The organism is Pseudomonas marginalis, assembly GCF_008692035.1.
In the GTDB taxonomy this organism is placed as follows: domain Bacteria; phylum Pseudomonadota; class Gammaproteobacteria; order Pseudomonadales; family Pseudomonadaceae; genus Aquipseudomonas; species Aquipseudomonas marginalis.
Window position 1 is genome coordinate 255,844 of record NZ_VTFG01000002.1, and the last position, 13,295, is coordinate 269,138.

The following is a 13,295-nucleotide window of genomic DNA, read 5'->3' on the forward strand; positions in this document are numbered from 1 at the left end:
CCGATTGCCCATGTCTATTTCATCGCCCTTGTTGCGCGTGTTTCTGGTTGGCCTGTTCAGCCTGATACTCGCTCCCCTCGCGAATGCCGAAGCGGCCAAACGCCTGCGTATCGGCATCACCCTGCACCCTTATTACAGCTACGTGGCCAATATCGTCGGCGACAAGGCCGACGTCGTGCCGCTGATCCCGGCCGGCTTCAATCCCCACGCCTACGAGCCACGTGCCGAAGACATCAAGCGCATCGGCACCCTGGATGTGATCGTGCTCAACGGCGTCGGCCATGACGATTTCGCCGACCGCATGATCGCCACCAGCGAGCGCCCGGACATCCCGGTGATCGAAGCCAACGCCAACGTGCCGCTGCTGGCGGCCACCGGCAACGCCGCGCGCGGTGCCGGCAAGGTGGTCAACCCGCACACCTTCCTGTCGATCAGTGCGTCGATTGCCCAGGTCAACAACATCGCCCGCGAACTGGGCAAGCTCGACCCGGACAACGCCAAGACCTACACCCAGAACGCCCGCGCCTACGGCAAACGCCTGCGGCAGATGCGTGCCGATGCCCTGGCCAAGTTGACCGGCGCCCTCAACCCGGACCTGCGTGTCGCCACCGTGCACGCGGCCTACGATTACCTGCTGCGCGAGTTCGGCCTGGAAGTCACGGCCGTGGTCGAGCCGGCCCACGGGATCGAGCCGAGCCCCAGCCAGCTGAAGAAGACCATCGACGAACTGCGCGCCCTGGACGTCACGGTGATCTTCTCGGAGATGGATTTCCCGTCCACTTACGTCGACACCATCCAGCGTGAATCCGGGGTCAAGCTGTACCCGCTGTCGCATATTTCCTACGGCGAATACAGCGCTGAAAAATACGAAGTGGAAATGACCGGCAACCTCAACACCGTGGTACGGGCGATTCAGGAGTCGGGGGCATGACCGCAGCGCAGCAACTTAAGGTCGCGAGCGTCGGCCCGACCCTCGACTTCGACCAGGTGTCCCTCACCCTGGGCCGCACCGTCATCCTCGACGGCGTGAGCTTCCAGGTGCAGCCGGGCAGCATCCATGCGCTGGTGGGGCCGAATGGCGGCGGAAAAAGCTCGCTGATCAAGACCCTGCTGGGGCAAACACCGCACCAGGGGCAACTGAGCCTGCAGTGGCCGGGCACGCCCGGCACCATCGGTTATGTGCCCCAGGCGCTGGAGTTCGACCGGGGCCTGCCGATGACGGTCGACGATTTCATGGCCGCCATGTGCCAACGGCGCCCGGCGTTCCTGGGTTTGTCCAAACATTACGCCGCCGCGATTGGCGAGGCGCTGGAACGGGTCGGCATGCAGGACAAGCGCAAGCGGCGCATGGGCGCGCTGTCCGGCGGTGAGCGCCAGCGGGTGTTGTTGGCCCAGGGACTGATCCCGGCGCCGCAGTTGCTGGTACTGGATGAACCGATGTCGGCCCTCGATGAAGCGGGTATCCAGGTGTTCGAACGCCTGCTCAATGACTGGCGCCTGGCCGGGATCACCGTGCTGTGGATCGAGCACGACCTGGAAGCCGTGGGCCGCCTGGCCGACCGCGTCACCGGCCTGAACCGCCGCCTGCTGTTCGACGCCACGCCGAAAGAGGCGCTGACCCCGGAGCGCCTGCTGACCCTGTTCTCTACCCACCCTCGGAGCCCGGCGCCATGAGTTATGAAGCGTTTCGCCTGATGGTCCAGGGCTGGGCCTCATCCGGTTACCTGCCGGAGGCACTGGCCTATGGTTTTGTGGTCAACGCCCTGCTCGCCGGTCTGCTGATCGGCCCGGTACTGGGCGGGCTGGGCACGCTGGTGGTGGTCAAGCGCTTTGCGTTTTTCTCCGAAGCGGTCGGCCATGCCGCACTGACCGGCGTGGCCGTGGGCATCCTGCTGGGTGAGCCCTACACCGGGCCCTATGGCAGCCTGTTCGGTTACTGCCTGTTGTTCGGCATCCTGCTCAACTACCTGCGCAACCGTACGGGCCTGGCGCCGGATACCTTGATCGGCGTGTTCCTGTCGGTGTCCCTGGCATTGGGCGCCAGCCTGCTGCTGATCCTGGCGGGCAAGATCAACGTGCACATCCTCGAAAACGTGCTGTTCGGTTCGGTGCTCACGGTCAACGGCAACGACCTGCTGGTACTGGCGATTGTCGGCGCCCTGGTGATGGCCCTGGCGCTGCCGCTGTACAACCGCATCATGCTCGCCAGCTTCAACCCGCAATTGGCGGCAGTGCGTGGTGTGGCGGTGAAGACCCTGGACTACCTGTTCGTGATCCTGGTGACGCTGATCACCGTGGCGGCAGTCAAGGTCATCGGCGCCATCCTGGTGGGCGCGCTGCTGGTGATTCCGGCGGCGGCGGCACGCTTGCTGAGCCAATCGCTCAAAGGCTTCTTCTGGATCTCGGTGGTGATCGCCACCGTCAGCACCCTGTGCGGGATCCTGTTGCCGATCATCTTCGACCTGCCCATCCCCTCCGGTGCCGCGATCATCCTGATGGCCGGTATCGCTTTCGCCCTTGCCGCCGTCGCGCGGGGCACCGTGCCCAGCCTTAAAGGGAACCTTGGATAATGCGCTCCGTTCTTCAACCTCTGGCCCTGGCCATCGCTTGCCTGATCACCACGCCGCTGATGGCGGCCGACGTGGGCAAACCTGCTGCTCACGCGGCCAAACCGGTGAAAGTCCTGGCCTCGCTGCCGATCACCTATGGCCTGGCGCAGGTGCTGCTCAAGGGCACCGATGTGCAGCTCGAGCGCGCGGCGCCGGCCAACCTGCCGGGCTCGCGGCAGGTGTCGTACTTCACCGGCCGTGGCGCGCCGGCACTGAACACCCTGGCCCAGGACGCCGACGCCGCCATTGGCGTGCGCTCGCTGTGGGCCGATGACCCGCTCTACCCCGTGGCACGGCGCAGCAATATCCGCATCGTCGAAATCGATGCGGCACGCCCGGTGGATGGCGGCCTGCCGGGCATCGCCGTGCAACCTGGCGTCGCCGATGGCTTGAACAGCCAGCCGTGGCAATCGAGCAACAACCTGGGGCGCATGGCCGATGTCCTGGCCGCCGACCTGAGCCGCCTGGCACCGGGCGCCAAGGCGAAGATCGACGCCAACCTGGCCGCCCTCAAGCAACGCCTGCTCAAGCTCAGCGCCGACAGCGAGGCGCGACTGGCCAAGGCGGACAACCTGAGTGTGGTCAGTTTGAGCGATCACTTTGCCTATCTGATCAGCAGTTTGAATCTGGAACTGCTCAGTACCGATGCCCGGCCCGACGCCGATTGGACACCTGAGGCGTTACAGAAGCTCAGTGCCGAGCTGAAGGACAACGACGTGGCCGTGGTGCTGCATCATCGCCAGCCAAGTGATGCAGTGAAAGCCGCCATCACGGCAGGCGGTTCAACGCTGCTGGTATTGAACGTAGACGGCGCGGACCCGGTATCGGAGCTGGAGAGCAATGTGGACCAGGTGATCAAGGCACTCACGCCGGATAGCTGAGTGACAGAGCCTTGGTGGGTTAAACCACATCCACGCCGACATGAATCGCATCATGCCGCCAGAATTCCAGGTCGCAGTCGATCAAGCGCTGGTGCTGGTCATAATTGACCCGGGCGATCCGCAAGCCCGGGCTGCCCACCGACACGCGCAATGCCGCCGCCGCTTCCACCGGCAATGAGGTCGGCACGATCTCGAAGCGCACCCGCCCGTAGTGCAAGTCGTACTTGCGCGCATACAACTCGGTCATCGACTGATTCAGGTCGCACTCGAGAATCCCCGGGAAATACTGCGGGTTCAGGTAGTGCTCCACATACAACACCAGCCGCCCGTCAATCCGCCGCCCCCGGCAGATCTGGATCACGCTGGACAACGCCGGCAGCTGCAACCACGCACACACCGCGGCCGAGGCCGGCTGCAGCCGCGCACTGATCACTTCGGTGGATGCCACCCGCCCCTGGTCGTTGACCATCGCGTGAAAGTGGCTGCGCTGCATCAGGTTGTAGGCCAGCCGAGGCGGCGAGACAAACCAGCCACGACGCTCCTCGCGATAAATCTGCCCTTGGGCCTCCAGTTGTAACAAGGCTTCCCGCACCGTAATTCGAGTGGTACCAAACAACTCGCTGAGCTTGCGCTCGGCGGGCAGCTTGCTTGCAGGCGCCAACAGGCCGTGGTCGATCTGCTCTTGCAGCGCCAGGCCGATGGATGTCACCGCCTTGATTGCCTCATCACGCATCAACGTTACCTATCTGGACTAGACCAGCACTGTTCAGGTGCACAAACCGCTGCATAAATGGGCTTGCACGACTGCTTGCCAGCCTAGGCACTCCTGATGACCGACAGATGACAGTCCCTGCCGCGTCCCTGCACCACACCCTGCAATACATCGGCCAAGTCCAGTCTCTGCGGGCACTTGAGCATGGTCTACGCTAAGTCTGCGCCGAGCGACATCAAGGCTATGAAAACGACATCGACATGAAACTGTCATCCATCGCGTCTAGATTGGCTCAGGTATTGCTCTGACCTAGACCAACAACACCGTAGAAAACACCGCCGCGTTGAAAACGCCCAAAGGAGCTTCGGATGAAACAGCTTTTCCTGGCATCACTGTTAGGCTCGACCATTGCCATGTGCACCGCCGCCATGGCCGCTGATACCGATCTAAAAACCTTGGAAGCCGCCGCGAAAGCGGAAGGTGCCGTCAACAGCGTCGGCATGCCCGATGACTGGGCCAACTGGAAAGGCACCTGGGAAGACCTGGCCAAGACCTACGGCCTCAAGCACATCGACACCGACATGAGTTCGGCCCAGGAAATCGCCAAGTTCAAGGCCGAAAAAGACAACGCCAGCGCCGACATCGGCGACGTAGGCGCCGCCTTCGGCCCGATCGCGGTGAAGCAGGAAGTCACCCAGCCGTATAAACCGTCGACCTGGGCTTCGGTGCCGGATTGGGCAAAAGACAAGGACGGTCACTGGGCCCTGGCCTACACCGGCACCATCGCGTTTATCGTCAACAAGAAGCTGCTGCACGGTTCCGAAGTCCCTACCAGTTGGGCTGACCTGCAAACCGGCAAATACAAAGTTTCGGTGGGTGACGTGAGCACTGCGGCCCAGGCCTCCAACGCCGTACTCGCCGCTGCTATCGCCAATAAAGGCGATGAAAAGAACATCGCCCCCGGCCTGCAATTCTTCACCAAGATCGCCCAGCAAGGTCGCCTCGGCCTGTCCAACCCGACCATCGCCACCATGGAAAAAGGTGAAGTCGAAGTGGGGATCGTCTGGGACTTCAACGGCCTGAGCTACAAAGCCAAGATGGCCAACCCGGATGACTACGTGGTGCTGATCCCATCGGACGGCTCGGTGAAATCCGGCTACACCACCATCATCAACAAATACGCCAAGCACCCGAACGCCGCCAAGCTGACCCGCGAATACATCTTCAGCGACGCCGGCCAACTCAACCTGGCCCGTGGCAACGCACGTCCGATCCGTGCCGAAACCGACCTGAAGCTGCCGGCCGACATCGCCAAGAACCTGATCCCGGGCGAGCAGTACACCAAGGCCAACCCGCAGCCGATCAAGGATGCCGATGCCTGGGAAGCGACTTCCAAGAAGCTGCCGCAACTGTGGAACGAGCAGGTCATCGTAGAGATGAAGTAAGGGTTTATCCCACATTGGAGCTCCAGTGGAGATCCAATGTGGGAGGGGGCTTGCCCCCGATGACGGTGGATCAGCTAACAAATTCGTTGAATGACACACCGCTATCGGGGGCAAGCCCCCTCCCACATTTTTGACCCCGTTCCTCCAGAGGAATTGAGCCAAGTCAATCATTGCGGAGCGTCGCCCCCCATGAAACACCCCGTCATCCTTGTCGTGCTCGACGGCCTGAACTTCGAGGTTGCAAGGCACTCCATGGGGCACTTGCAGGCCTATGTCGGCGCAGGACGCGCAGCCCTCTACAAGCTGGAATGTGAACTGCCCGCCCTGTCCCGCCCGCTGTACGAATGCATCCTCACCGGCGTGCCACCGATCCACAGCGGTATCGTCCACAACAATGTCTCGCGCCTGTCCAACCAACGCAGCATTTTCCATTACGCCACCGACGCCGGCCTCACCACGGCGGCGGCGGCTTACCATTGGGTCAGCGAGTTGTATAACCGCACGCCCTTTCTCGCCGCCCGTGATCGCCATACCGACGACAAGGCACTGGCGATCCAGCACGGGCATTTCTACTGGAATGACCACTACCCGGATTCCCACCTGTTTGCCGACGCCGAAAGCCTGCGGCTCAAGCACGCGCCGGACTTCATGGTGGTGCACCCGATGAACATCGACGACGCCGGCCACAAGCACGGCCTCGACACGCCGCAGTACCGCAACAGCGCACGCTCGGCCGACATCATCCTGGCCGACTACCTGCAAGCCTGGCTCGATGCCGGTTACCAGGTGCTGGTGACCGCCGACCACGGCATGAACAACGACCGCTCCCACAACGGCCTGCTGCCGGAAGAACGGGAAGTGCCGCTGTTCGTGCTCGGCGATGCCTTCAGCCTGGACACCCACGCCGCACCGAAACAGACCGAGCTGTGCGGCACGGTCTGCGAACTGCTGGGCGTACCCCACGACAAACCTGTGTGCCGGGAGTTACTGAAGTGACTTCAATATCCCGCGGCAAATGGCTGGCCCTCCTGTGCCTGGTGCCTTTCGCACTGTTCTTTATCGTGTTCGAAATCGCCCCGCTGGTGTGGGTGCTGATCAATAGCCTGCAGACCGAAGACACCGGCTGGGGGCTGGACAACTTCACGCGCATCTTCAGTTCGAAGTTCTACCTGCAGGCCATCCAGTTCAGCCTGGAGATCAGCTTCTACTCGAGCATCTTCGGCATCATCATTGCCACGCTGGGCAGTTACTCCCTGCGCCGGGTGGATTCGCCGCTGCGCAACTTCGTCACCGCCTTCGCCAACATGACCAGCAACTTTGCCGGCGTGCCCCTGGCCTTCGCGTTCATCATCCTGCTGGGGTTCAACGGCAGCATCACCATCATGCTCAAGCAAGCCGGGATCATTCAGGACTTCAACCTGTACTCCAAGACCGGCCTGATCATCCTCTACACCTACTTCCAGATCCCCCTCGGCGTGCTGCTGCTCTACCCGGCCTTTGACGCCCTGCGCGAAGACTGGCGCGAGTCCGCTGCGTTACTGGGCGCCAATGGCTGGCAGTTCTGGCGGCACATCGGGCTGCCGGTGCTCACGCCGGCGCTGCTGGGCACGTTCGTGATCCTGCTGGCCAATGCCCTGGGTGCCTACGCGACGGTCTACGCCCTGACCACCGGGAACTTCAACGTGCTGCCGATTCGTATCGCCGGCCTGGTGTCGGGGGATGTGTCCCTCGATCCAAACATGGCCAGCGCCCTGGCCGTGGTGCTGGTGGCGCTGATGACCGTGGTCACCGTGGTCCATCAACTGCTGCTCAAGAGGAGCTACCATGTCTCGCGCTGAAGCCGGCCCGGCCTCCCTCTACCACCGCGTGGTGGTGTACCTGTTGTTCGCGATCCTGGTGCTGCCGCTGATTGGCACCTTCGTCTACTCCATTGCCAGCAGTTGGTCAGCAACCATTCTGCCGGCGGGCTTCACGGTGAAGTGGTATGTGCAGCTGTGGAGCGACCCACGCTTCCTGATGGCCTTCGGGCAATCCTTGCTGGTGTGCGTGGGTGCGTTGATCCTGTCGGTGGTGTTGATTCTGCCGCTGTTGTTCGTGGTGCATTACCACTTTCCCAGGCTCGACGCCTTGATGAACATCCTGATCCTGCTGCCCTTCGCGGTACCGCCGGTGGTGTCGTCGGTGGGCCTGCTGCAACTGTACGGCTCCGGGCCGTTGGCGATGGTGGGCACGCCGTGGATCCTGATCGGCTGCTATTTCACCGTGGCGCTGCCGTTCATGTACCGGGCGATCACCAACAACCTGCAAGCCATCAACCTGCGCGACTTGATGGACGCCTCGCAACTGCTTGGCGCCAGCACCTGGCAGGCCGCGATCTTCGTGGTGCTGCCCAACCTGCGCAAAGGCCTGATGGTGGCGCTGCTGCTGTCGTTCTCGTTCCTGTTCGGTGAGTTCGTGTTCGCCAATATCCTCGTGGGCACCCGCTACGAAACCCTGCAGGTGTACCTGAACAACATGCGCAACAGCAGCGGCCACTTCACCAGCGCCGTCGTGATTTCCTATTTCTTCTTTGTGCTGGTGCTGACCTGGGCCGCCAATATCTTGAACAAGGACAAAAGCCAATGAGCTTCGTCAGCGTCCAACACCTGCAAAAAGGCTACGCCGGCACCCCGGTGTTCAGTGATATCAACTGCGAAATCGCCAAGGGTGAGTTCGTCACCCTGCTCGGCCCATCCGGTTGCGGCAAGTCCACCCTGCTGCGCTGCATCGCCGGCCTGACCGCGGTGGACAGTGGGAAAATCCTGCTGGACGGCCAGGACATCGTTCCGCTGAGCCCACAGAAACGCAACATCGGCATGGTGTTCCAGAGCTATGCGCTGTTCCCCAACATGACCGTGGAACAGAACGTCGCCTTCGGCCTGCGCATGCAAAAGGTCAACGCCGATGACAGCCACAAGCGCGTGCAGGAAGTGCTGCAACTGGTGGAACTCAAGGACCTGGCCGGCCGCTACCCGCACCAGATGTCCGGCGGCCAGTGCCAACGTGTAGCCCTGGCCCGCTCCCTGGTCACCCGCCCGCGCCTGTTGCTGCTGGATGAGCCGCTGTCGGCGCTGGATGCACGGATTCGCAAGCACCTGCGCGAACAGATTCGCCAGATCCAGCGCGAACTGGGGTTGACCACGATTTTCGTAACCCATGACCAGGAAGAAGCCCTGACCATGTCGGACCGGATCTTCCTGATGAACCAGGGCAAGATCGTGCAAAGCGGCGATGCCGAGACCCTCTACACCGCACCGGTGGATGTATTCGCTGCCGGTTTCATCGGCAACTACAACCTGCTGGACGCCGACAAGGCCAGCCAACTGCTGCAACGCCCGATCAGCGGGCGCATCGCGATTCGCCCGGAGGCCATCGAACTGAGCCGCAACGGCGAACTCGACGCGCTGGTGCGCAGCCACAGCCTGCTGGGCAACGTGATCCGCTACCGTATCGAAGCCCGTGGCGTGGAATTGGTGGTGGACGTGCTCAACCGCTCGGCGGACGATCTGCACCCGGACGGCCAGCGCCTGGCACTTTCCATCGACCCCAGTGCGCTGTGTGAAGTAGCCTGAGCAGCAGTGAATCTTGAGAGAGCGTAACGGATGGCATTGGTAATTTTTGATTTGGACGACACCCTGATCCATGGCGACTGCGCCACCCTCTGGAGCGAACAGATGGGCCGCCTGGGCTGGGTCGACCCGGCGTCGTTCATGGGCAGGAACAACGAGCTGATGGACGCCTACAGCCGCGGCGAGCTGGCCATGGAAGACTTCATGGACTTCAGCCTGGAACCGATGATCGGCCGCACCCCGGAGGAAATCGAGCATTTGGTGGAGCCATGGGTCGAGGATGTGATTGAACCGCTGATCTACAGCGACGCCACCAGGACCATCGCCCGCCACCGCGCCAACGGCGACCGGATCCTGGTGATCTCCGCCTCGGGGACTCACCTGGTGAAACCGATCGCGGCGCGTATCGGCATTGATGAGGTGCTGGGGATTGAGCTGGAAGTGAGTCATGGCGTGTACAGCGGCCGTACCGTCGGTGTACTGACCTACCGCGAAGGCAAGATCACACGCTTGCTGGAATGGCTGGAACAGGAAGGTGAATCGCTGGACGGCGCGTATTTCTATTCGGATTCGCGCAATGACTTGCCGTTGTTGCTGAAGGTGGAGCACCCGCAGGTGGTGAACCCCGACCCGGTATTGCGCGCCCACGCCGAAAAATCCGGCTGGCCAATCCACCACTGGGTCTGACACCGCCTATCCCGACTTGAAATCCAATCAAAGGTGGGAGGGGTAAGTCGAAGCGTCGCACCGCCCCTCCCACATCGACCCTATTCCAATCCGGGATCAGGTCAGGCTTTCGTCAATCACCAACACCAGCTTCCCGGCAATCTGGTTAGTCGCCAACTCGGCAAACGCCGCCTCGGCATCCTTGATCGGGAACGTCCTGGCCAATTGCGGGCTCAGGCGACCTTCGGCAAACAACGGCCATACATGCTGGCTCAGCTCGCTGAACAGGTCGGCCTTGAACTGATCGTCACGGCTGCGCAGGGTCGAACCCAGCAGTTGCACACGCTTAGCCAGCACCTGGGCCAGGTCCAGTTGCGCCTCGCGGCCGCCCATCAAGCCGATCAACACCCAGCGACCGTCCAGCGCCAGCAGCTTGAGGTCCAGCGCGGCGTAGTTGCCGCCGACCGGATCGAGGATCACATCGAATGGCCCGAAATCCCGCAGCCCTTCGATACCGTCAGTGCGTACTACGCCGCCCTGGGCGCCCAGGTCTTCACAGTAGGCCAGGCGCTGCGCCGAGCCGACGCTGACCCAGCACGGGCTGCCAAATGCCTTGCACAGCTGGATGGCCGCCGAGCCCACGCCACTGGCGCCGGCGTGCAGCAACACTTTCTCACCGGGCTTGAGGCCCGCCAGTTGGAACAGATTGAGCCACGCGGTGCTGTACACCTCCGGCAGCGCCGCCGCTTCGACCAGCGACAGACCTTCCGGTACCGGCAGCACATGACGTGCATCCACCACCACTTCTTCGGCCATGCCGCCACCGGCCAGCAGTGCACAGACGCGATCGCCCACCTGCCAGGACGAACCCGGGCCCACTTCGCTGATCACCCCGGAACACTCCAGGCCCAGCACAGCACTGGCGCCAGGCGGTGGCGGATAGAGCCCTGCACGCTGCAATAAATCGGCGCGATTAAGGCCCGCAGCCGCCACGCGAATGCGAACTTGGCCTACATCACATGTAGGACTGGGTTCGTCCAACCACGCCACATGACCTTCAACGCCTTGCAATGCTTTCACAGTGCCTCCATAGTGAGTCTGGACTGAGCCCGTAGCAGTAGCGCCGGGCTTTTTGCATTATGCGACCGGCCCCTATGGAACCGGCAACTTCAAAGACGGCCTAATATGCGTTATCAATTGCCCCCGCGTCGAATCAGCATGAAGCATCTGTTCCCCAGCACCGCCCTCGCTCTTTTCATTGGTATCGGCTTCGCGTCGATGTCGACCAATACGTTCGCAGCCAACAGCTGGGACAACCTTCAGCCGGACCGCGATGAGGTGATTGCCAGCCTTAACGTCGTCGAGTTGCTCAAGCGTCATCACTACAGCAAGCCGCCGCTGGACGACGCGCGCTCGGTGATCATCTACGACAGCTACCTCAAGCTGCTGGATCCGTCGCGCAGCTACTTCCTGGCCAGCGATATCGCTGAGTTCGACAAGTGGAAGACGCAGTTCGACGACTTCCTCAAGAGCGGCGACCTGCAGCCCGGCTTCACCATCTACAAGCGCTATCTGGATCGCGTGAAAGCGCGTCTGGACTTCGCCTTGGGTGAGTTGGACAAGGGTGTCGACAAGCTCGACTTCACCCAGAAGGAAACCCTTCTGGTGGACCGCAAGGACGCGCCTTGGCTGACCAGCACCGCCGCCCTCGACGACCTCTGGCGCAAACGCGTCAAGGACGAAGTGCTGCGCCTGAAGATCGCCGGCAAAGAGCCCAAGGCCATCCAGGAGCTGCTGACCAAGCGCTACAAGAATCAACTGGCGCGCCTGGACCAGACCCGTGCCGAAGATATCTTCCAGGCCTACATCAACACCTTTGCGATGTCCTACGATCCGCACACCAATTATCTGTCTCCAGATAACGCGGAAAATTTCGATATCAACATGAGTCTGTCCCTGGAAGGCATCGGTGCCGTCCTGCAAAGCGACAATGACCAGGTGAAGATCGTGCGTCTGGTGCCGGCCGGTCCGGCAGACAAGACCAAGCAGGTGGCGCCTGCCGACAAGATCATCGGTGTGGCCCAGGCCGACAAAGAGATGGTCGATGTGGTCGGCTGGCGCCTGGACGAAGTGGTCAAGCTGATCCGCGGGCCGAAAGGCAGCGTGGTGCGCCTGGAAGTGATTCCGCACACCAATGCACCGAACGACCAGACCAGCAAGATCGTGTCCATCACCCGTGAAGCGGTGAAGCTCGAAGACCAGGCCGTGCAGAAGAAAGTCCTCAACCTCAAGCAGGATGGCAAGGACTACAAGCTGGGCGTGATTGAAATCCCGGCCTTCTACCTGGACTTCAAGGCCTTCCGTGCCGGTGACCCGGACTACAAGTCCACCACCCGCGACGTGAAGAAAATCCTTACCGAGCTGCAGAAGGAAAAAGTCGACGGCGTGGTCATCGACCTGCGCAACAACGGCGGCGGTTCCCTGCAGGAAGCCACCGAGCTGACCAGCCTGTTTATCGACAAGGGCCCGACCGTGTTGGTACGCAACGCTGACGGCCGTGTCGACGTGCTCGAAGACGAGAACCCGGGTGCCTTCTACAAAGGCCCGATGGCGTTGCTGGTCAACCGCCTGTCGGCTTCGGCTTCGGAGATTTTCGCCGGCGCCATGCAGGACTATCACCGTGCATTGATCATCGGCGGCCAGACCTTCGGCAAAGGCACCGTGCAGACCATCCAGCCGCTGAACCATGGCGAGCTCAAGCTGACGCTGGCCAAGTTCTACCGGGTGTCCGGGCAGAGCACCCAGCATCAGGGCGTACTGCCGGACATCGATTTCCCGTCGATCATCGACACCAAGGAAATCGGCGAAAGCGCCCTGCCGGAAGCCATGCCGTGGGACACCATCCGTCCTGCAATCAAGCCGGCCTCGGACCCGTTCAAGCCATTCCTCGCGCAGTTGAAGGCTGACCACGATACCCGCTCCGCCAAGGATGCCGAGTTTGTGTTCATCCGCGACAAGCTGGCCCTGGCCAAGAAGTTGATGGAAGAAAAAACCGTCAGCCTCAATGAAGTGGACCGTCGTGCACAGCACTCCGACATCGAAAACAAGCAACTCGCCTTGGAAAACATCCGCCGCAAGGCCAAGGGCGAAGAACCCCTCAAGGAGCTGAAGAAAGAAGACGAGGATGCGCTGCCGACCGAAGCGGATAAAACCAAGCCGGAAGACGACGCTTACCTGGCCGAGAGCGGCCGGATCCTGCTGGACTACCTGAAAATCACCAAACAGGTGGCCAAGCAGTAAATGATGGCGATTTAATGTGATCGCTCCCTGGAGTGTCATCATATAGACATCATTCTGTCGTGAAATGAAGGACC

Annotated in this window: 13 protein-coding genes; 11 read left to right on the plus strand and 2 right to left on the minus strand. The window is 61.8% G+C overall.

Annotation, left to right across the window (positions count from 1 at the left end; all coding sequences use genetic code 11):
- Positions 1-10: 10 nt before the first annotated feature.
- The 4 genes from FX984_RS21065 to FX984_RS21080 are packed head-to-tail and all read left to right on the plus strand — an operon-like array spanning position 11 to position 3,490.
- The gene (locus tag FX984_RS21065; protein WP_146478031.1) at positions 11-931 is read left to right on the plus strand and encodes a metal ABC transporter substrate-binding protein; all 921 of its coding nucleotides are present in this window, start codon (positions 11-13) and stop codon (positions 929-931) included.
- A complete protein-coding gene (locus FX984_RS21070) occupies positions 928-1,674 on the plus strand; it encodes a metal ABC transporter ATP-binding protein (protein WP_027607122.1) in 747 nt (248 codons plus the stop codon). The genes FX984_RS21065 and FX984_RS21070 overlap by 4 nt, the downstream gene beginning before the upstream one ends.
- Positions 1,671-2,570 carry a metal ABC transporter permease gene (locus FX984_RS21075; protein ID WP_027607121.1) on the plus strand — a complete coding sequence of 300 codons (900 nt, stop codon included), beginning with the start codon at positions 1,671-1,673 and terminating at the stop codon, positions 2,568-2,570. Before FX984_RS21070 ends, FX984_RS21075 begins: the two co-directional genes overlap by 4 nt.
- Positions 2,570-3,490 (plus strand): metal ABC transporter solute-binding protein, Zn/Mn family, encoded by a 921-nt coding sequence (locus FX984_RS21080; protein WP_092358573.1) that lies wholly within the window; start codon positions 2,570-2,572, stop codon positions 3,488-3,490. The genes FX984_RS21075 and FX984_RS21080 overlap by 1 nt, the downstream gene beginning before the upstream one ends.
- A gap of 19 nt (positions 3,491-3,509) precedes the next feature.
- Here the strand turns inward: FX984_RS21080 and FX984_RS21085 are convergent, their stop codons facing one another.
- Complete coding sequence (locus tag FX984_RS21085; RefSeq protein WP_027607119.1) at positions 3,510-4,223, minus strand: UTRA domain-containing protein; 714 nt, start codon at positions 4,221-4,223, stop codon at positions 3,510-3,512.
- Between the two features lie 347 nt (positions 4,224-4,570).
- On the opposite strand from FX984_RS21085, the gene FX984_RS21090 reads away from it, so the two are divergent.
- The 6 genes from FX984_RS21090 to FX984_RS21115 all read left to right on the plus strand — a co-directional run bounded on the left by FX984_RS21090 (position 4,571) and on the right by FX984_RS21115 (position 9,942).
- The gene (locus FX984_RS21090) at positions 4,571-5,647 is read left to right on the plus strand and encodes an ABC transporter substrate-binding protein (protein ID WP_131699191.1); all 1,077 of its coding nucleotides are present in this window, start codon (positions 4,571-4,573) and stop codon (positions 5,645-5,647) included.
- Positions 5,648-5,836: 189 nt separating this feature from the next.
- On the plus strand, positions 5,837-6,643 hold the full coding sequence (locus tag FX984_RS21095; RefSeq protein WP_146478033.1) for an alkaline phosphatase family protein: 807 nt from the start codon (positions 5,837-5,839) through the stop codon (positions 6,641-6,643).
- Complete coding sequence (locus FX984_RS21100; protein ID WP_146478035.1) at positions 6,640-7,485, plus strand: ABC transporter permease; 846 nt, start codon at positions 6,640-6,642, stop codon at positions 7,483-7,485. The genes FX984_RS21095 and FX984_RS21100 overlap by 4 nt, the downstream gene beginning before the upstream one ends.
- The gene (locus FX984_RS21105; RefSeq protein WP_027607115.1) at positions 7,472-8,272 is read left to right on the plus strand and encodes an ABC transporter permease; all 801 of its coding nucleotides are present in this window, start codon (positions 7,472-7,474) and stop codon (positions 8,270-8,272) included. The genes FX984_RS21100 and FX984_RS21105 overlap by 14 nt, the downstream gene beginning before the upstream one ends.
- Positions 8,269-9,258, plus strand: coding sequence for an ABC transporter ATP-binding protein (locus tag FX984_RS21110; RefSeq protein WP_092490276.1), 990 nt, complete (start codon positions 8,269-8,271; stop codon positions 9,256-9,258). Before FX984_RS21105 ends, FX984_RS21110 begins: the two co-directional genes overlap by 4 nt.
- A 30-nt stretch (positions 9,259-9,288) precedes the next feature.
- A complete protein-coding gene (locus tag FX984_RS21115) occupies positions 9,289-9,942 on the plus strand; it encodes an HAD family hydrolase (protein WP_027607113.1) in 654 nt (217 codons plus the stop codon).
- 96 nt (positions 9,943-10,038) lie between these two features.
- Here FX984_RS21115 and FX984_RS21120 read toward each other — a convergent pair whose 3' ends face one another.
- Positions 10,039-11,001, minus strand: coding sequence for a zinc-binding dehydrogenase (locus FX984_RS21120; protein WP_027607112.1), 963 nt, complete (start codon positions 10,999-11,001; stop codon positions 10,039-10,041).
- Between the two features lie 138 nt (positions 11,002-11,139).
- On the opposite strand from FX984_RS21120, the gene FX984_RS21125 reads away from it, so the two are divergent.
- Positions 11,140-13,221, plus strand: a complete 2,082-nt coding sequence (locus tag FX984_RS21125) for a carboxy terminal-processing peptidase (protein WP_174562728.1) — start codon at positions 11,140-11,142, stop codon at positions 13,219-13,221.
- Positions 13,222-13,295: the final 74 nt, after the last annotated feature.